The following is a 16,638-nucleotide window of genomic DNA, read 5'->3' as shown; positions in this document are numbered from 1 at the left end:
CCACCGCCGCCGCGATGTCCGTGACCGCCTGCGCCTTGGCCGCCTTCGGCGCCGTGTAGATGAGCACGAACTGCCACCGGGCGTTCGGCATCATGAGCGGCCGGATCGGCAGGGTCACCTGCTCGCCGCCGTCGTCCGCGTAGACACAGACGGCGCCCCCGGTGCGCAGCACCTGCACGTCGGCGGCGGCGTTGCGCGCGGCCGAGACCTCCACGATCGTGTGCACCCCGTCGGGCGCGATCTTGCGGACCTCCTCGACCACGTCCTGCTCCCGGTAGTTGATGACGAAGCTGGCCCCGGCCGCCGCCGCGAGCTGCGCCTTCTCCGGGCTGCTCACGGTGGCGATCACGCACGCGTCGGCCCACCGCGCCAGCTGGATCGCCGCGTTCCCCACCGCGCCCGCCCCGCCCTGCACCAGCACCACGTGGTCGCTCAACGCGCCGGCGTGCAGCTTGTCCGGCATGAACTCACCGGCCGTCAGGCAGCGGTGCGCGGTCATGAACGGGATGCCCAGCGCCGCGCCCAGGTCGAACGACGCCGAGCCGAGGCTCACCGCGTGCCGGACCGGCACCACCGTGTACTCGCTGGCCGTGCCCCAGGGCCGCTGCCAGGCCGCCTCCCAGAGCCACACCCGCTCGCCGCTGAGGATCTGGTCGACGCCCTCGCCGACCGCCTCGACCACGCCGGCGCCGTCCTGCCCGGGGATCTGCCAGCCCTGCGGCAGCGGCCAGGCGCGGCGGGCCTTCCAGTCGGTCGGGTTCACCCCGGCCACCGCCATCCGCACCAGCACCTCGCCGGGGCCCGGCTCCGGCACCGGCCGGTCCACCACCTGGAGCACCGAGGCGTCCCCGTTGCTCTCGTACACGATCGCCCTCATCGCCCGTCCCCTCCGCCGTCCTGCCGGCTGCGCTACCCGGACCCCTCGCGATCATTCCGATCCGCCGCGCCCCGGAAACCGTACAACCGGGGCGTGCGCGGACACCGGCCTCAGTCGAGCCGTTCCACCACCTCGGGGGTGAGCGCGTCGATCGAGGGCAGCAGCACGGCCGCCAGGGCCTCCGCGTCCGGATCGAGGGGATAGGAGCCATGCGGCACGGCCACCACGCGGCAGCCGGCGGCGGCCGCCGAGCGGACCCCGTTCGAGGAATCCTCCACCGCCACGCACCGCGACGGGTCGACGCCGAGCCGCGCCGCCACGGCCAGCCACACGTCCGGCGCGGGCTTGCCCCGGGCGGTCTCCTCGGTCGACAGCGTCGCGCCGAACGCATCGGCCAGGCCCGTCGCGTCCAGCGCCGCCGCGATCAGCCGGGTCGGGGAGGAACTGGCCAGCCCGAGCGGCCAGCGCGCGGCCGTGCGGCGCACCACCGCGTCGGCGTCGTCGATCAGGGGTACGCGCTGCGCGTACCGCCGGGTCATCTCCGCCACCACCTCCGTGGCGACCTGCTCGGCGCTGCGGTCGACGCCCAGCTCACCGCTCAGGTAGGCGGCCCACTCGCCGGTGCTCATCCCCATGAGCCGGCGCTGGGTGTCCGGCTGCCAGGTGCCACCGTGCTCCGCCACGTACGCCCGCCGGACCTCCTCCCAGACGGGCTCGGAGTCCACGATCACGCCGTCCAGGTCGAAGAGCACCGCGTCCACCACGTACCCATCCTGCCGGACGGCCCGGGGTCAGGTCAGGAACGGCGCCCACTCCCGGATCCGGGTGACCTCGACGCCGGGCGTGGTGAAGTAGGCGTCGGCCGCGAGCAGCCGGTCCAGCTCCGGCCGGTCCGGCACGTCGAAGACGAGCACGGCGCCGGCGTCGTCGGCCAGCGGGCCGGCCATCCGGATGGTGCCCTTCCCGTGCAGCTCGGTGAGGAGCGCGCGGTGGGCGGGGCGGGCGGCGAGCCGCTCCGGCGCCTCGGTGAACGCCAGTTCCACGATCCACATGCCCGGGAGGCTACGCCCCCCGGCGCTCAGCGGGTGGGGCTCGCCGCCTCCGTGCTGACGCTGCGCTGCGCCGGCAGGCCGATCGGGGCCTTCGGCGGGATGATCGTGCGGCACCGGGTGGCGATCGGTTCGAGCAGCTCGCGCAGCCGCGCGGTCCGCTCGGCGCCCAGCGCCCGCCACGGCCCGAGGGCCGCCCGGTCCGTGGCCTCCTCGACGGCCCGGAAGGTCGCGGTGCCGTGCTCGGTCGGCGACCGGTCGGCCGTCAGCCAGCCCGCCTCGACCAGCCGCTCCTCGGCCGCGGCCCACTCCTCGTCGGTCCAGCCCCGGGCCGGCTGGTGGAACTCGCGGGACTGGTCGACCCGGCACCGCCAGGCCACCACCTCCACGGGCGCCAGACCGGTCGTGACCAGCGCGGCCACGTGCCCGTCGCCCCGGTGCTCGCGCAGCGTGGTGGCGGCCTGCCAGAGCCGGGCCAGCGGGTACTCGCCCCGGGGCAGCGCCGCGTTGACCGCGCCGAGCACCCGGCCGGCGGTCTCCACCCGCGCGGCCGCCTCCTCCAGCAGGTCGGCCGCCTCGACCAGGTGCGACTCGGGCAGCTCGTAGGTGAACTCGGCGAGCGCCTGCACGGCGCCGGTGAGCCGGGCGCGTAGCGCCTCCTCCGGGGTGGCCAGCCGCCACACCGAGGGCAGCGCCCGGGCCACCATCGACGGCGCGAAGCTGAAGAACGCGGCGACCACGGTCGGCGCGCCGACCGGCCCCAGCGGGGCGGCCCGCCCGGCGAAGTAGCCCCGCCAGTAGCCGCGCAACCCGACCGCCTCGTACGCCGAGCGCGCCCGGGGGTGGAAGTAGGTCACCGCGTGGACCGGCTCGAAGAGCGTCCACATCAGCCGGGTCAGCCCGGTGTCGTCCAGCGCCGCCACGTGCACCTCCGCGTCGGTGGGCGGGTCGCCGCGGGCGGGGGGACCGCCCGCGGTGACCATGAACCTACTGCCGCTGGGTGATCGGGCGGAAGCCTGCTGTGACCTACTGCGCGGCGAGCACGTCAACGACGAAGCGCAGCGGCCCGGCGGGACGGCCGCCCGACGCGTCCTTGCCGTACGCGAGCTCGGCCGGGATGTCCAGCTGCACCCGGCTGCCGACCGGGACGCCCACCAGGCCCTGGTCCCAGCCCGGGATGACCTGCCCGACGCCGATCGGGAAGGTGGCCGGCTGGCCGTTGTTCCAGGAGGCGTCGAACTCCTTGCCGTCCTTGTAGAACACGCCCACGTAGTTCGTGGTGATCTGCTGGCCGGCCTTCACCGCCGGGCCCTTGCCCTTGATCAGCGTGGTGACGGAGAGCTTGGTCAGCTCGCCCTTGCCCGCCTCGACGGCCGGCTTGCTCTTCAGCGCCGGGTCGAGGTCCGCGGGCAACTGCTGCTCCGGGGCCGCGGTGGGCTCGGCCGGGGCGGTCGCGCTGGCCGACGCGGTGGGGCTCGCCGGCTTGTCGTCGTCGCCGTTGTTGAGCCAGACGATGCCACCGATCAGGGCCGCCACGGCGATCACACCGGCGGCGGCGCCCAGCATCGACTGCCGGCGGCGCCTCGCCTCGGCGGCCTTCTTCGCCGCCAGCTGGGCGGCCAGCCGCCGCTCCGCCTTGGTGCCCGGGCTCTGGCCCGCCGACCGGTTCTCCACGCGCTCGCTCACGTCGACTCCCTGCTGGGTGGGGTGGGTGCGCCTCCGGCGGGCCGCCGCCGAAGCCAGCGCACACGGTACCCGCCCGGACGCCCGCGGTGCTCCCTCGGCCGGCCCGATCCCGACAAGCTGGCCCCGGGGCGAACAAGGGTGACGGCCGGGCCCACGGGGGTAGGTTCTCGACCATGGCGATCCTCACCGAAGAAGACCTGGCCCTGCTCGCCGAGCCGCAGCTCGCCCACGTGGCGACCATCGAGTCCGACGGCACCCCGCACGTCACCCCGGTCTGGGTGGACACCGACGGCGAGAACATCGTCTTCAACACGGCCAAGGGCCGGCAGAAGTACCTCAACATGGCCCGCAACCCGGTGGTCGCGGTCTCGGTGGTGGACAAGGCGGACGACTTCCGCACCCTGTGGGTCAAGGGCCGGGCCGAGTTCGTCACCGAGGGGGCGGACGCGCACATCGACCGGATGGCGCAGAAGTACCTGGGGCAGGAGACCTACCCCTTCCGCCGGCCCGGCGAGGAGCGGGTGATCGTCCGCATCACCCCGACCGAGCGGCTGGGCCGGGGCTGACCGGCGCTTCGACACCAGCTCGCCGAGGTGGCGGCATCTCGCATCCGTTGATACCGCCAACTCGGCGGACCGGAGTCGATCAGCCGGCCGCGGACCGTCAGGCGGTCTTGCGGGGGGCGGCCTTCTTCTCGGCGGTCTTCTTGGCGGGGGCCTTCTTCGCCGGGGTCTTCTTGGCGGCGGTCTTCTTGGCCGGCTCGGCCTTCTTCTCGGCCGCCTTCTTGGCGGGCGCCTTCTTCGCCGGGGCCTTCTTCTCGGCCGCCTTCTTGGCCGGCGCCTTCGTGGCCTTGGCCGCCTTCTGCGCCGAGCGCGCCGCCGAGATCGGGGTCGGCTCGCCCGCACCGCCCTCCGGCGCCTCGCCCCGGGCCGCGCGGGCCCGCTCGACCGACGCCTTCAGGGCGGCCATCAGGTCCACCGCGGCGGCCGGCGCGGCCTCTTCCTCCTCCGGCTGGACCACCTCGCGGCCCTCGACCTTCGCGTCGATGACCTCCTGCAACGCCGCCCGGTAGTCGTCGGTGAAGGCGTCCGGCTCGAACTCACCGGCCATCGAGTCGATCAGCGAGCTGGCCATCGCCAGTTCCGGCGGGCGTACCTTGAGGTCCTCGTCCAGGAAGCCGAAGTCGGGCTGCCGCACCTCGTCGGGCCAGAGCATGGTGTTGAGCAGCAGCACGCCTTCGCGGACCCGCAGGGTGGCGAGCTGCTCCCGCTGGCGCAGCGCCACCTTGACGATCGCCACCCGCTCCGAGTCGGCCAGCGCGTCGCGCAGCAGCACGTACGGCTTGGTGGCCGTGCCCTCCGGTTCCAGGAAGTACGCCTTGTTGTAGAGGATCGGGTCGACCTGTTCGGCCGGCACGAACTCCAGCACGTCGATCGCGTGCGAGGTGGTCAGCGGCAGCTCGGCGAAGTCCTCGTCGGTGAGGATGACCATCTCGCCGCCGCCGATGTCGTAGCCCTTGGCGATGTCGTCGTAGGTCACCTCCTCGCCGCAGACCGAGCAGGTGCGCTTGTAGCGGATGCGGCCGCCGTCCTCGCGGTGCACCTGATGGAAGCGGATGTCCTTCTCCTCGGTCGCGGAGTAGACCTTCACCCCGATCGACACCAGGCCGAACGACACCGCTCCTTTCCAGATCGCCCGCATGACGCGCTCCTCTCCCCGGTTCTGACCAGAATCGCAAATGATCGAACGGGACGCACGCGCTTCCGCGTGCAACTACAGTCAGAAGGTGCCCGGCGCGCCGTTGAAGCCGATGCTCGCGATGACCGGGCAGCTCCCGGCCGGTGACGGCTGGGCGTACGAGTTCAAGTGGGACGGGGTCCGCGCGCTCGCCGACATCAGCCGCGGCCACCCGCACCTCTATGCCCGCTCCGGCGTCGAGATCACCACGGCGTACCCGGAATTGATTCCCCTGGCCGAGCAGGTCGACGACGCCCTGCTGGACGGCGAGGTGGTGCTGTTCACCGACGGCCAGCCGTCGTTCACCGCCCTCGCGGAGCGGATGCACGTCCGCAACGTGGCCAAGGCCGCGCGGCTCGCGGCGACCGTCCCCGTCACGTACATGATCTTCGACGTGCTCCGGCTGCGCGGCGCGGACCTGACCGGCATGCCGTACCGGGAGCGGCGCGCCGCGCTGGAGTCCCTCGGGCTCGGCGCCGCCCGGTGGGCGGTGCCGCCGGTCTTCGCGGACGGCCCGGCCACCTACGCGGCGGCCGGCGAGCACGGCCTGGAGGGGGTGATGGCCAAGCGGGTCGATGCGGTCTACCGGCCCGGGGTGCGCTCGCCGGACTGGGTGAAGGTCAAGCTGGAGGTCACCGGCGACTTCGTGGTCGGCGGCTGGCGGCCCGGCGCGCGGAAGGTCGGCGGCCTGCTGGTGGGGGTGCCCGGCCCGGACGGGCGGCTCGTCTACCGGGGCCGGGTGGGCGGCGGGATCGGTGCGGCGATCGAGCGTGAGCTGCTGCGCGAGCTGGAACCGCTGCGCGCCGCCGGGTCCCCGTTCGCCGGCGACGTGCCGCGCGAGGATGCCCGCGGCGCGATCTGGGTAAGTCCCCAGGTCGTGGTGGAGGTCAAGTACGGCCAGCGCACGCCGGACGGCCGGCTGCGCTTCCCCCGGATCCTGCGCCTGCGCCCGGACAAGCCTGCCGAGGAGGTCGACGATGCCAGCTGACCGCTTCAAGGTGGACGTGGAGGGCCGTTCGCTGGAGCTGTCCAACCTGGACAAGGTGCTCTACCCGAAGGCCGGCTTCACCAAGGGCGAGGTGATCGACTACTACACCCGGATCGCCCCGGTGCTGCTGCCGCACCTGCGGGACCGGGCGTTGACGCGGATCCGCTACCCGAACGGCGTCGACGGCGGCTCGTTCTTCGAGAAGAACGCGCCCGCCGCGACCCCCGAGTGGGTACGCACCGAGAACCTGCCCGCCCCCGGGTCGAGCAAGGGCCGGGAGACCATCGACTACGTGGTCGCCGACGACCTGCCCACCCTGGTCTGGCTGGCCAACCTCGCGGCGTTGGAGCTGCACACGCCGCAGTGGAAGGTCGGCGAGCACCCGGACATGATGGTGGTCGACCTGGACCCGGGCGCCCCGGCCGCGCTGCGGCAGTGCTGCCAGGTGGCGCTGCTCATGCGGGACCGGCTCGCCCAGGACGGCATCGACTCGTACCCGAAGACGTCGGGGAAGAAGGGCATGCAGCTCTGCTGTCCGATCGCGGGCACGCAGGATGCCGACGACGTGTCGGCCTACGCCAAGCGGATCGCGCAGGAGCTGGAGAAGGTGCAGCCGAAGGCGATCGTCTCGAAGATGGCGAAGAACCTGCGCCCCGGAAAGGTCTTCATCGACTGGAGCCAGAACAACGCGGCCAAGACGACGGTGGCGCCGTACTCGCTGCGGGCTCAGGACGTGCCCTCGGCGTCCACCCCGCTGACCTGGGACGAGGTCGAGGCGGGCGCGGCCGGGAAGCGGCCGTCGACGAAGCCGTACACGGCCACCGAGGTGCTGAAGCGGGTGGAGAAGCAGGGCGACCTGCTGGCCCCGCTGCTCGACGGCGGCCCCGAGCTGCCGCTGCGCTGACCCGGCGCCCACCACCGGAGGGTGGACGCCGGGCCGCATGTCAGCGGCGGCCGAAGACCTGCCGGCTGGTGCCGAGCCGCAGGAACACCGTCTCGCCGGTGGCGTCCTGGACCGCGTCGTTGTCCGTGAGCGCGTACACCTGGCCGTCGCCGGCCACGGTCAGGCCCTCCAGCTTCTCCTGGGTCCAGCCGTGCGTGGCCCGCAGCGCCGGCAGCACGTCGACCGCGAGGGTCTTCGGCAGCACGGGCAGCGTGCCGGGCGCGGCGGCCGCGCCGGGCAGCGGCACGGTGTAGACCCGCTTCAGGGCGGCGGCCGGACCGTTCAGCTTGTCCCGCTCGATCACGGCGAGCCGGTCGCCGACCACGGTGATCTCGGAGAGCCCGATCCAGTCACCCGGAACGGTGGTGCCGTTCAGCCGGTAGCCGAACCAGCTCCACGTGCCGGCCGTGACGTCGTACCGGCCCAGCCGGACGATCCCGGCCGGGTCGGTCGACAGCTCGCGCTGCACGGCCACCCAGACGACCTCCCGGCCATGCCGGTCGGTGCTGGCCGTGACGCCTTCCAGGCCCTGCTTGCCCAGGCCGGCGGCCACCTCGGCCGGCAGCGCGACGACCTGCCGGGTCACCCCGGCGGCGTCGAGCCGGACCAGCTTGTTCTCCGCGCCCTTGGCGCCCTCGACGGCCAGCCAGAAGCCGCCCTGCGGGCGGGCCACGATGCCCTCGGCGTCGTAGCCGACCGGCTGGCCGGCGGCGTCCCGCACGGGCAGCGCCGCGGTGACCACGGCCGGCGTGCGCTGCGCGTCGACGGTGAGGATCCGGGTCTGCGCGTACGCGGCGTCGGTCACGCTGTAGAGCTGGTGCGGCCTGCCGGGCACCGCGCTCAGCGCGCCGAGCGCACCCCAGCCGATCGGCGCGCCGCCCGCCCCGGTGGCGGAGACGACGCTCGGGAAGCCGGGCGTGCCCCGGCCGAGCCGGAAGAGCGAAACCGAGGCGCGCACGTTGACCGAGGCGTCGTCCTCCTCGCTGGAGACCGCGAGCAGCCCGCGGGACGGGATGGGCAGCAGCCCCTCCGGCCCGTTGGTGGTGGGCAGCACCTGCCGGAACACCGGCTTCGTGGGGTTGCTCAGGTCGTAGACGGCGACGAAGTTGCTCCGCTCCGACCCGACGAACGCGTAGCGGACGCCGTCGTACTCGGCGACGGCCACGCCCTCCGGCTCGGTGCCCTTCTTGCCGGCGCGGTCCTCGTTGTGCAGCCCGTAGGTGACGGCCAGCCGCTCGAAGGTGTTGCCGGCGTCCCAGGCGACCGTGCCCGTGCGGCTGTCGAAGACCGACCAGCCGCGAGTGCCGCCCCGCCAGTCGCCCTCGTTGGCCGTCGCCAGGTGCCGGTCGTCGATCCAGGCCACCGCGTCCGGCTCGCGCGGCACGTCGGTGATGCCGCCGGTCAGGTCGATGGTGCCGTCCTTGACGGTGTCGATCCCCCGGACCGTCGCGGTGCCCGCCGAGAAGACCTTCGTGAGCCGCCCGGTGGGCAGGTCGACGAGGGCGACGCCGTTGTTCTCCTGGAGGGTCACGGCCAGCTCGTTGCGACCGTTGATCGAGACGTACTCCGGCTCCGGGTCGGTCGGCGCGGCCAGCCCGGCGCCGACCAGGGCGGGCAGCGCCGTGCCGTCCGGGTTGGTCAGGGGTACGGGCCGCAGCCGCCAGCCGGCCGGCGCGGCGCCGGTCAGGTCGACGATCTGCACGAAGCCCCCGGGAGCCTGGGGCAGGTCGCCCTCCTCGCCGCCGGGCGGGGTGGCCTCCTCGTCGCGCTCGTTCTCGATGGCGATCGCGGCGTAGCGCCGGTCCTTGCTGATCGCGATCGAGTCGGGCTGGCCGCCGAGGTCGAGGCTGCGAACCCGGGTACGGGTGGCCAGCTCGATCACGTCGAGCCGGCCGGACGGCTCGGTGTAGCTGCGGCTCGTGTTGACCACGACCAGCACGTACCGGCCGACCACGGCCACCGAGGTGGGCTCGTCCTCGGCGTCGCCGAGCTGAGCGAGGGAGAGGGTGCCGAGACCGCGGGGCCGGTCGGCCCGCGAGATGTCGAGGAAACCGATCCGCCACGCCAGCGCGTCGGTGTAGACCAGGGTGCGGCCGTCCGGGCTGACCGCCGAGATCTCGGCGACCGTCGGGGACGCCGGGTCCTCGCCGGCCGGCCGGTTCTGGAAGACCGGGTACGTGGCGACCCGGTCGAAGGCGACCGGCCCGCCCGGGTGGTGCCCATCGGCCGACGCCGGGGTGACGACGGCCAGGCCGGCGACCGCCACACCAGCGGCGATGAGTGCTCTTCTCACTGTCAAGGACTTCCTCCGTAGGTCGTGCCCCGACGGAGGCTGGCACCCGTGGCGGAGCAGCAGCTTGCGCAGACGTGAACAACCGACGACGTGCGCCCGTGACAACCTTCCGTGTCACCGCGACGTGTTAGGGGCGTGACCGACCAAACGCAACCACTGTCCGCGGCGGACCGGTCGTACGTCGCCTTCGTCGAGGTGGCCTGGCAGCGACATATCCGGCTGGCCATGCTGCTGGCCGGCGACCGGTGGCGGGCCGAGGAACTGCTGCAGGACAGCCTGGTCAAGGTGTACGAGCGGTGGCGGCGGCTGTCCCGGCTCGACGACCCGCACGCCTACCTGCGCCGGGTCCTGGTCAACAACCACACGTCCGGATGGCGCCGGCGCCGCCGGGAGAGCCTCGTCGCGGACGTCCCCGACCGGGCCACCCGGGCCGGTGACGTCGGCCCCGACGCCGTCGTCCTGCGCGGGGCGCTGATGTCGCTGCCCGCGAAGCAGCGTGCGGTGGTGGTGCTCCGCCACTACGAGGACCTGACCGAGCGCGAGGTCGCCCGGCTGCTGGGTTGCTCGGTAGGCACCGTCAAGAGCCAGAACGCCCGGGCGCTGGACAAGCTCCGCCACCTCCTCGACGAACCCTCCCACACGGTAAGCAGGTGATTCAGTCATGAACACGCTCGATGAGCGGCTCGCCAACCGACTGCACGACATCGTCGACGACGAGCCGGGCTCCGTACCCCCGGTGGGTGCGCTGCTCGGTCGCGGCCGGCGGGCACGCCGTCGCCGGACGACCACGATGGTCGGTGCGACGTGCGCGCTGCTGGCGCTGGGCGTCGCCACCGCGGCGACCGTGGCGACGACCCCGGCGCCGGGCCGTCCCGGCGTCACCGCCGAGGCGTCGCCGCCAGAGCCGGCCTCGCCGGCGCTCCAGCTGGTCTCGGCCGTCACCGCCAGCGAGAACATCAGTTACCGGATGCGGCTGACCAACTCGGGGCCGCAGGGACTGACGTACGAGGGCGCGTTCGACCCGAGGACCGCCACCGGGTACGTCCGTGTGGCGCAGGACGACTCCGTCATGACCGAGCTGCTGATCAACGGCACCCGGTACGAGGGCGCGGAACGCCCGCAGGGCAAGCTTCCGGCCGACAAGGTGGGTCCGGGCGAGACGTACGGCCGTTACGGCCAGTACCCGGGCAGGTATGACCGGCTGTCCCTCTACGGCGACGGAAACGGCGTCCTGAGCGCCGCGGCACCCGACCCCGCAGCCCTGTTCACGGCGCTCAAGAGCGCGAACGCGACCATCTCCGAGAGGCCCGACGGGACATTGCACTTCGGCTACACGACGTCGGACAAGGCCGGATCGACCACGACGTCCGGTGACGTCACGCTCGACGGCGACGGCCGGATCGCCACGGTGGCCCTCACCGGCACCTGGCAGTCGACCGCGAAGGGCCGGCTCGACACGGGCACGTTCAGCTCGACGCTCGAACTCTTCGACTACGGCGTCACGGTGACGGTGAAGCGCCCGGCCGACGTCGTCAAGGTCAAGAAGTAGTGGTCTGACCAGGGGCTGCCTGCGACCCGACGGGTCGCAGGCAGCCCCGCTGTCGGGCTCGTCCGCGCGGGAGCGTTAGCCCGGGGGTGCGTGGACGGTGGGGGAAGGCGCGCGCAGCCGCCACCGGGCGCCGCCGACCAGGGCAAGGACGACAACGCTGATGGCCACGTCACCCACCAGGGCCGCCGCCGGCGTCGCCGGGGCATAGGTGGGCACGGCGTACGCGTACGCGGCCGCGACGAGCAGGCTGGCCGAGGCGGCGGCGAGCACGTGCCGCTGCCCCCAGCCGGCGTGCCTGGACCAGCGCACGAGCAGCACGGCAGCGGCGGTGGCGAGGGCCAGCGCGAGGCCGATCCCCGGCCAGCCCGGCAGCAGTCCGGAACCCGCGTACGCGACGGCCACCACGAGTCCGACCCGGACCGGACGCGGCGCGGGCGAGGTGTTCGAGCTGGCAGGTCGCGGCCGGTGCCGCAGGGCGGTGGCGATCAGCGCCAGCGCCACCGCCGCGGCGAGCGCCAGCTGTCCCGGGGCGGCCAGGAAGTTCTTCCGGCCGCCGTCGTCGGCGAAGACCAGCAGGCTGCCGGCCAGCCAGAGCAGGGCGACCACGGCCAGGCCCGGGCGACCCAGCCACGGCCGCAACCGCCGGTCGGCACCGAGGTAGGACTCGACGAGCGCGATGGGCCCGCAGATGCTCAGGGCCACGTGGTTGCCCACGTAGTCGACCGCCTGCCGGGCGCTGAACCCGAGGCCGGGCACCGTCGTCTGCTGCGCGACGGCCTGGGTGTCGGCGAATTCGGTGTCGTCGAGGAATCCGGGGTTGAACAGCGACTGGTCGACCAGGCCGGCCTGGATCACGCCGAACGCGGCGGCGAGCGCCACGATCCCCGGCCAGCCGAGGCCGAGCCGCCGGGCCGTCTCCCGGATCAGCAGGGCGGCGCCCCCGTACATCGGGGCGAGCACGAGCACCACGAACGGCATGCCGGCGAGCGTGAAGCCGCCCCAGGAGCACTCGGCGGCCCACGGGGCGAGCAACAGGAGCGCGATGGCGGGCGGAAGGCGGCGGCGCTTGGCTGTCATGGCCGTACCGTGCCTGGCTGACCCGGACCACCGAAACGGCCATCGGCCGACGGACCCGCGACCAAAGTCGACGGTCGCGGGTCCGGTCGTCGGTGTCAGCGGCGGGCGGCGTCCCAGGCGTCACTGCTCCGGAAGTACGTGTCGTACAGCTCCTGCACCTCCAGCAGGCTCTCCGGCGGCACCTTCCCGTAGGCGATCCGCTCCAGGTGGCGGAAGTACTCGAACCGTTCGACGCCCGGGGTGATGACGATGAGGATGTCGGCGTTCTCGCCGGGTGCGGCGGCGAACGCGTGCGCCACGCCGGGCGGCACGATCACCAGGTCGCCGCGCTCGGCGGTGACGACCTGCTCGCCGGAGAGCAGTTGCGCGGTGCCGTCGAGCAGGTAGAACAGCTCGGCGGAGTTGCCGTGGTGGTGCGGCCGGGCGCCGTCCGCGCCGTCGGTCAGCGTGACCCGCTGGGTGGAGAGGGCCCCGCCGGTGGCGCTGCTGTCGGCGAGCAGCCGGATCGTGGTGGGGGCCCGGCCCACCACCTCGGCGTCCGCGTCACGGACGATGACGGACCGGTCGAAGTCGGGCGTGATCAGGGACATCGCGCTACTCCTGTCGTGGCGGTGTGGGTCAGAGGGCGAACAGCAGGACGGCGTTGAGCAGGACGACCACGGCGGTGGCGAAGTGGACGCCGAACGCGACGGCCTTCCTGCCGTGGCGCAGCACGATGAGGGTGTCTCCCAGCGGGTTGATCGCGACGATCAGCATGTACCAGGCGACCGCCTCGGCGCTGGTGAAGGCGATCAGCGCGAGACCGAGCAGGCCGTAGCTGAGGTCGCGCAGGCCCTTGATCGTGAGGTAGGCGGGGTCCTCGTCCGGCTTGACCGGTACGCCGTAGCCGGCGGCCGAGGCTTGAGGCGCGAGAAGGAACCGGGCGCCGATGAAGACGCAGAAGAGGCTGAGGACGACGGCGAGCCCGTAGGCGATGGCGCTGAGCATGTTCGACTCCAATTCTAGCGCTGCTAGGTCTGAGAGCGAAGCTAGCAGAGCGGCGGCAGATTGGCTAGCGGTGCTAGAGTTCTGGTCATGTCGATTCAGGCGCGCCGGGAGCGCGAGCGGGCGGAGCGGGAGCGGGCGATCATCGCCGCGGCCCGGGAGCTGGCCGAGTCGGAGGGCTGGGAGGCGGTGACCACCCGCCGGCTCGCCGCCGAGATCGAGTACAGCCAGCCCGTCCTCTACAGCCACTTCAAGGGCAAGGACGCCATCATGGCGGCGGTCGCCGTGGAAGGCTGCGCCGATCTGGCCGTCGACCTCGCCGCCGCCCGGGCCGCCGCGACCGACCCGCGGCGGGCGGTGGCCGGCATCGCCACGGCGTACGCCGCGTTCGCCGAACGCCGGCCCGCGCTCTACGACGCGATCTTCACCCTTCCCGTCGACCTGTCCTTCGGCACCAAGGAAACGCCCGTCGAGCTGGCCCGGGCCTTCGCCGAGCTGGCCCAGACCCTGCGCCCCTTCGCCGGCGACGACGACCTGGAGACGTTCACCGAGACCTTCTGGAGCGGGCTGCACGGCCTGGTCACGCTGATGCGCAACGGCCGGCTCCGGCGGGACGAACACGAGCGGCGGCTGGCCATCCTGGTGGACCGGTTCACCCGGCTAGGGTGAGCTGACCGCCAGGGAGGAGTGCACCCGATGGCCGACCACGCACCCGTCGCCGTCGCGACCGGCGAGCCGCTGCTCAGCTACCTCGACGGCGCCACCGGCGAGCGCACCGACCTCACGACGCAGCAGTTGGGCGCGTGGGCGGCCCGCAGCGCCGGGCTGCTCCGGGACGGCTGCGGGCTGCGCCGCGGTGACCGGGTCGCCGTGTTGCTGCCGCCGCACTGGCGCACCGCGGCCGTGCTCATCGGAGCCTGGTCGGTCGGCCTGGCGGTCTCGTTCCGGCCCCGGGCCCTGGCCGGGTTGCCGGTCCTCGAACCGGGCGCCGACCTGCCGTACGACGCCGTGTTCGTGACGCCGGAACGGCTCGACGACTGGCTGGAGGACGTGCCCGAGGGGACGCACCGCTACCTCGTCGGCACCGGCCCCGGCCCGCTGTCCTCGGTGCCGCCCGGTTGGTTGGACTGGTCCCCGGAGGTGCTCCGGTATCCCGAGATCGCTCCCGACCTGGGCGCTCTCCGCCCCACCGATCCGGCCAGCCCGGACGGCACCAGCTACGGCGAGTGGGGGGCCGTGGCCCGGGAGTACGCCCAGCAGCTCGACCTGCGCGCCGGCGACCGGCTGCTGGTCGACGTGGCCGAGCACGACCAGCCGCTGAAGTGGCTGCTGGCCCCGCTTGCGGCCGGCGCGTCCGTGGTGCTGTGCGCCAACCTCGACCCGGCCGACCGCGACGCCCGCAGCGCGGGGGAGCGGGTCACTCGGGTGCTGTGAGGGCGGGCGCGGTCGGCCGCCGATCCTAGCCATCCCGGGCCGCTGGGGAACGCCTTCTCCGGGAACGCCGCCGGTGGCACTCGCCCGGTTCTAGCGTGCAGACGTCGGTGGGGCGAGCGCGAGGAGCGGACGGGATGAACGCCAGCGGATCGGCGACGTCGTTCACGGACCTGCGGCAGGTCGACGCCGGGGTGCTGCGCTGCCAGGGACTCGTCTCGGTGAGCGGCTACCTGATCGCCGGCCAGGAATCGGGGCGTGCGCCGCTGCCGCCGCAGGCCGAACTCTCCTGGTGGTACCAGTTCTACTTCGCGACCGACCGCGGCCGGGACGGGTACGAGAAGAACCTGGACGGCTTCGCCAAGCTGATCTGGCGGACGGCGTCCCCGAAGTGGGCCTTCGACGACGAGACGTTCCACCGGAGCGCGGCCGCGCTGCACAACCCCGACCACGTCGACGTCGTCATCCACAACTACCGCTGGCGCCTCGGACTCGCTCCCGGCGAGCCGCAGTACGACGAGGTGGAGCAGAAGCTGGCGGCGAATCCGAGCATCGCGGTGCCCACCATCACCCTCGAAGGCGATGCCAACGGCGCACCCCACCTCGACCCGTCCGTGTATGCCGGGCGCTTCTCCGGCCGGTACGAGCACCGGACTGTGACTGGCGGCGTCGGGCACAACCTGCCGCAGGAAGCGCCGCAGGCGTTCGCCGACGCGGTGTTGCAGCTCGCGAGCTGAACCCCCGGCCTGGTCAGCGCTCGCTGGCCCGGTCGACGCCCTTGTGCACCCGGACCGTGCGGTCGACCAGCTCGCGCAGGGCGCTCTCGTCGACGTCGTCGAGCCGCTTCAGGTAGAGGCAGCCCTTGCCGGTCTTGTGCGGGCCGAGCCGCGCCAGCACCGACGGGTAGCGCTCCTCGTAGCCGCCCACCAGGTAGACGACGAGCTGCTGCTTGCGCGGCGAGAAGCCGACGAGGGGCCAGTCGCCCGTGCGCCCGTTCTCGTAGCTGTAGCGGTAGGTGCCGAAGCCCACGATGCTCGGGCCCCACAGGACCGGGGGCTCGCCGGTCACCTCGCGCAGGAGGGCGCAGAGGCGCTCGGCGTCGGCCCGCCGGCGGTCATCAGGCACGGCCGCCAGGAATCGTCGACGCTGGCGTCGGTCGGCACGGTCACCGGCTGCTTCGAGGTCGCCATGCGCTGATGCTCCCAGGCCGGTACGACAGCTCATACCGTCCTGAATCTGATTGACACCCGCCGTGGCTGCGGTGCCTACTGCTGCCGGGCTTCATCACCGACGGGTGGCCGGTCGGTGGGCAGTTGACGACAGGGGTAGGTATGGCCGGGACGGATGTGCTGACCTGGGAAGAGTTCGGCGAGGAACATCTCCCGGAGCTGACCCGGCTGGCTGAGGCGTGCCTGGCCGTCGACGGTGGGCTGCCGCTGTTCGCCAGTACCCCGTTGGTGCGGGCGCGGCTGCTCCAGACCCGTACCCTCGGCGCCTGGCACGACGGCGGCCTGGTCGCGGCCGTGGGGGTCGGCCTCGGCGGGCAGACGGCCACCAGCACCGGCCTGGTGCTTCCGGACTGGCGGGCGCGGGGCCTCGGTGGGCGGCTGCTGAGCTGGGCGGAGGAGCAGGCGGGCGACGCCGACCTGCTGGTGACCACCGAGTCGTGGAGCCCGGGCGCGGACGCCCTGTTCGCGGCGCGCGGCTTCGAGCGGACGTTCGCCGAGTGGGTGCAGCGGCACGACCTCGGGGCGCTCCCGGAGGTCGCCCGGCCCGTGGACGTGACCGCCGAGCCGGTGACGCTCGGCCCGGAGCTGTTCGAGACCTATCGGGCGTCGTTCGCCGACCGGCCCGGCTTTGCCTCGCCCACCGCGGAGGAGTGGCTGGGTGAGCTGGGAGAGGATGACGAGTACCGGGTGGACCTGTCGCTCATCGCGCGTGCTCCCGATGGCGTCGCTGTCGGTTTCGTCAACGTCATCGACAACTGGGTCGACCAGGTGGGTGTCGTCCCCGGGTGGCGGGGG

General features: G+C 73.3%; 20 protein-coding genes. 9 read left to right on the top strand and 11 right to left on the bottom strand.

The features are described 5' to 3' along the window. From F8274_RS23255 to F8274_RS23235, 5 genes are all read right to left on the bottom strand, one after another. Positions 1–877: NADPH:quinone reductase (locus F8274_RS23255; protein ID WP_151464491.1), on the bottom strand; the 877-nt coding region annotated here is incomplete at its 3' end. A gap of 110 nt (positions 878–987) precedes the next feature. Continuing rightward, entirely contained in the window at positions 988–1,641 is a 654-nt protein-coding gene (locus F8274_RS23250; RefSeq protein ID WP_151464490.1) for an HAD family phosphatase, read from the bottom strand. Positions 1,642–1,668: 27 nt separating this feature from the next. Next, positions 1,669–1,929: a YciI family protein gene (locus F8274_RS23245; RefSeq protein WP_151464489.1), complete on the bottom strand. Its 261-nt coding sequence runs from the start codon at positions 1,927–1,929 to the stop codon at positions 1,669–1,671. Positions 1,930–1,955: 26 nt separating this feature from the next. Then, the gene (locus F8274_RS23240) at positions 1,956–2,813 is read right to left on the bottom strand and encodes a hypothetical protein (protein ID WP_192579947.1); all 858 of its coding nucleotides are present in this window, start codon (positions 2,811–2,813) and stop codon (positions 1,956–1,958) included. A gap of 139 nt (positions 2,814–2,952) precedes the next feature. Further along, the gene (locus tag F8274_RS23235; protein WP_151464487.1) at positions 2,953–3,612 is read right to left on the bottom strand and encodes an FKBP-type peptidyl-prolyl cis-trans isomerase; all 660 of its coding nucleotides are present in this window, start codon (positions 3,610–3,612) and stop codon (positions 2,953–2,955) included. Between the two features lie 173 nt (positions 3,613–3,785). Here F8274_RS23235 and F8274_RS23230 point away from each other — a divergent pair, with 173 nt between their 5' ends. Beyond that, the gene (locus F8274_RS23230) at positions 3,786–4,178 is read left to right on the top strand and encodes a PPOX class F420-dependent oxidoreductase (protein ID WP_151464486.1); all 393 of its coding nucleotides are present in this window, start codon (positions 3,786–3,788) and stop codon (positions 4,176–4,178) included. Between the two features lie 97 nt (positions 4,179–4,275). Here F8274_RS23230 and F8274_RS23225 read toward each other — a convergent pair whose 3' ends face one another. Next, the gene (locus F8274_RS23225) at positions 4,276–5,313 is read right to left on the bottom strand and encodes a Ku protein (RefSeq protein WP_151464485.1); all 1,038 of its coding nucleotides are present in this window, start codon (positions 5,311–5,313) and stop codon (positions 4,276–4,278) included. A gap of 85 nt (positions 5,314–5,398) precedes the next feature. On the opposite strand from F8274_RS23225, the gene ligD (F8274_RS23220) reads away from it, so the two are divergent. Beyond that, a complete protein-coding gene (gene ligD, locus F8274_RS23220) occupies positions 5,399–6,337 on the top strand; it encodes a non-homologous end-joining DNA ligase (protein WP_151464484.1) in 939 nt (312 codons plus the stop codon). Continuing rightward, complete coding sequence (ligD, locus tag F8274_RS23215) at positions 6,327–7,241, top strand: non-homologous end-joining DNA ligase (RefSeq protein ID WP_151464483.1); 915 nt, start codon at positions 6,327–6,329, stop codon at positions 7,239–7,241. Before ligD (F8274_RS23220) ends, ligD (F8274_RS23215) begins: the two co-directional genes overlap by 11 nt. A 40-nt stretch (positions 7,242–7,281) precedes the next feature. Here ligD (F8274_RS23215) and F8274_RS23210 read toward each other — a convergent pair whose 3' ends face one another. Further along, positions 7,282–9,573: an esterase-like activity of phytase family protein gene (locus tag F8274_RS23210; protein WP_225853936.1), complete on the bottom strand. Its 2,292-nt coding sequence runs from the start codon at positions 9,571–9,573 to the stop codon at positions 7,282–7,284. A 135-nt stretch (positions 9,574–9,708) separates the two neighbouring features. Here F8274_RS23210 and F8274_RS23205 point away from each other — a divergent pair, with 135 nt between their 5' ends. Continuing rightward, a complete protein-coding gene (locus tag F8274_RS23205) occupies positions 9,709–10,227 on the top strand; it encodes a SigE family RNA polymerase sigma factor (protein ID WP_225853935.1) in 519 nt (172 codons plus the stop codon). A gap of 7 nt (positions 10,228–10,234) precedes the next feature. Next, positions 10,235–11,122 carry a hypothetical protein gene (locus tag F8274_RS23195; RefSeq protein WP_192579945.1) on the top strand — a complete coding sequence of 296 codons (888 nt, stop codon included), beginning with the start codon at positions 10,235–10,237 and terminating at the stop codon, positions 11,120–11,122. Positions 11,123–11,197: 75 nt separating this feature from the next. Here F8274_RS23195 and F8274_RS23190 read toward each other — a convergent pair whose 3' ends face one another. The 3 genes from F8274_RS23190 to F8274_RS23180 form a co-directional block, all read right to left on the bottom strand. Further along, positions 11,198–12,199: a hypothetical protein gene (locus F8274_RS23190; RefSeq protein ID WP_151464480.1), complete on the bottom strand. Its 1,002-nt coding sequence runs from the start codon at positions 12,197–12,199 to the stop codon at positions 11,198–11,200. A gap of 95 nt (positions 12,200–12,294) precedes the next feature. Next, entirely contained in the window at positions 12,295–12,789 is a 495-nt protein-coding gene (locus F8274_RS23185; protein WP_151464479.1) for a cupin domain-containing protein, read from the bottom strand. 28 nt (positions 12,790–12,817) lie between these two features. Further along, positions 12,818–13,186: a DUF4267 domain-containing protein gene (locus tag F8274_RS23180; protein ID WP_151464478.1), complete on the bottom strand. Its 369-nt coding sequence runs from the start codon at positions 13,184–13,186 to the stop codon at positions 12,818–12,820. An 87-nt stretch (positions 13,187–13,273) separates the two neighbouring features. On the opposite strand from F8274_RS23180, the gene F8274_RS23175 reads away from it, so the two are divergent. From F8274_RS23175 to F8274_RS23165, 3 genes are all read left to right on the top strand, one after another. Next, positions 13,274–13,852: a TetR/AcrR family transcriptional regulator gene (locus tag F8274_RS23175; protein WP_151464477.1), complete on the top strand. Its 579-nt coding sequence runs from the start codon at positions 13,274–13,276 to the stop codon at positions 13,850–13,852. Positions 13,853–13,879: 27 nt separating this feature from the next. After that, the gene (locus F8274_RS23170; protein ID WP_151464476.1) at positions 13,880–14,617 is read left to right on the top strand and encodes a TIGR03089 family protein; all 738 of its coding nucleotides are present in this window, start codon (positions 13,880–13,882) and stop codon (positions 14,615–14,617) included. A gap of 134 nt (positions 14,618–14,751) precedes the next feature. Further along, the gene (locus tag F8274_RS23165) at positions 14,752–15,351 is read left to right on the top strand and encodes an alpha/beta hydrolase (protein WP_225853934.1); all 600 of its coding nucleotides are present in this window, start codon (positions 14,752–14,754) and stop codon (positions 15,349–15,351) included. 13 nt (positions 15,352–15,364) lie between these two features. On the opposite strand, the gene F8274_RS23160 is transcribed toward F8274_RS23165, so the two are convergent. Then, entirely contained in the window at positions 15,365–15,739 is a 375-nt protein-coding gene (locus F8274_RS23160; RefSeq protein WP_225853933.1) for a DUF1801 domain-containing protein, read from the bottom strand. 206 nt (positions 15,740–15,945) lie between these two features. Here F8274_RS23160 and F8274_RS23155 point away from each other — a divergent pair. Next, on the top strand, positions 15,946–16,638 hold a 693-nt coding region (locus F8274_RS23155; protein WP_151464474.1), incomplete at its 3' end, for a GNAT family N-acetyltransferase.

It is taken from the genome of Micromonospora sp. AMSO31t (genome assembly GCF_008868175.1).
Classification (GTDB): domain Bacteria; phylum Actinomycetota; class Actinomycetes; order Mycobacteriales; family Micromonosporaceae; genus Micromonospora.
This window is presented reverse-complemented; position numbering and strand designations above follow the sequence as displayed.

Bases quoted from the DNA above. Each gene is read 5' to 3' on its own strand.
- F8274_RS23170 (WP_151464476.1), top strand. From the start codon at position 13,880: ATGGCCGACCACGCACCCGTCGCCGTCGCGACCGGCGAGCCGCTGCTC.
- F8274_RS23165 (WP_225853934.1), top strand. From the start codon at position 14,752: ATGAACGCCAGCGGATCGGCGACGTCGTTCACGGACCTGCGGCAGGTC.
- F8274_RS23180 (WP_151464478.1), bottom strand. From the start codon at position 13,186: ATGCTCAGCGCCATCGCCTACGGGCTCGCCGTCGTCCTCAGCCTCTTC.
- F8274_RS23230 (WP_151464486.1), top strand. From the start codon at position 3,786: ATGGCGATCCTCACCGAAGAAGACCTGGCCCTGCTCGCCGAGCCGCAG.
- ligD (WP_151464483.1), top strand. From the start codon at position 6,327: ATGCCAGCTGACCGCTTCAAGGTGGACGTGGAGGGCCGTTCGCTGGAG.
- F8274_RS23195 (WP_192579945.1), top strand. From the start codon at position 10,235: ATGAACACGCTCGATGAGCGGCTCGCCAACCGACTGCACGACATCGTC.
- F8274_RS23240 (WP_192579947.1), bottom strand. From the start codon at position 2,813: ATGTGGACGCTCTTCGAGCCGGTCCACGCGGTGACCTACTTCCACCCC.
- F8274_RS23190 (WP_151464480.1), bottom strand. From the start codon at position 12,199: ATGACAGCCAAGCGCCGCCGCCTTCCGCCCGCCATCGCGCTCCTGTTG.
- F8274_RS23185 (WP_151464479.1), bottom strand. From the start codon at position 12,789: ATGTCCCTGATCACGCCCGACTTCGACCGGTCCGTCATCGTCCGTGAC.
- F8274_RS23245 (WP_151464489.1), bottom strand. From the start codon at position 1,929: ATGTGGATCGTGGAACTGGCGTTCACCGAGGCGCCGGAGCGGCTCGCC.
- F8274_RS23175 (WP_151464477.1), top strand. From the start codon at position 13,274: ATGTCGATTCAGGCGCGCCGGGAGCGCGAGCGGGCGGAGCGGGAGCGG.
- F8274_RS23225 (WP_151464485.1), bottom strand. From the start codon at position 5,313: ATGCGGGCGATCTGGAAAGGAGCGGTGTCGTTCGGCCTGGTGTCGATC.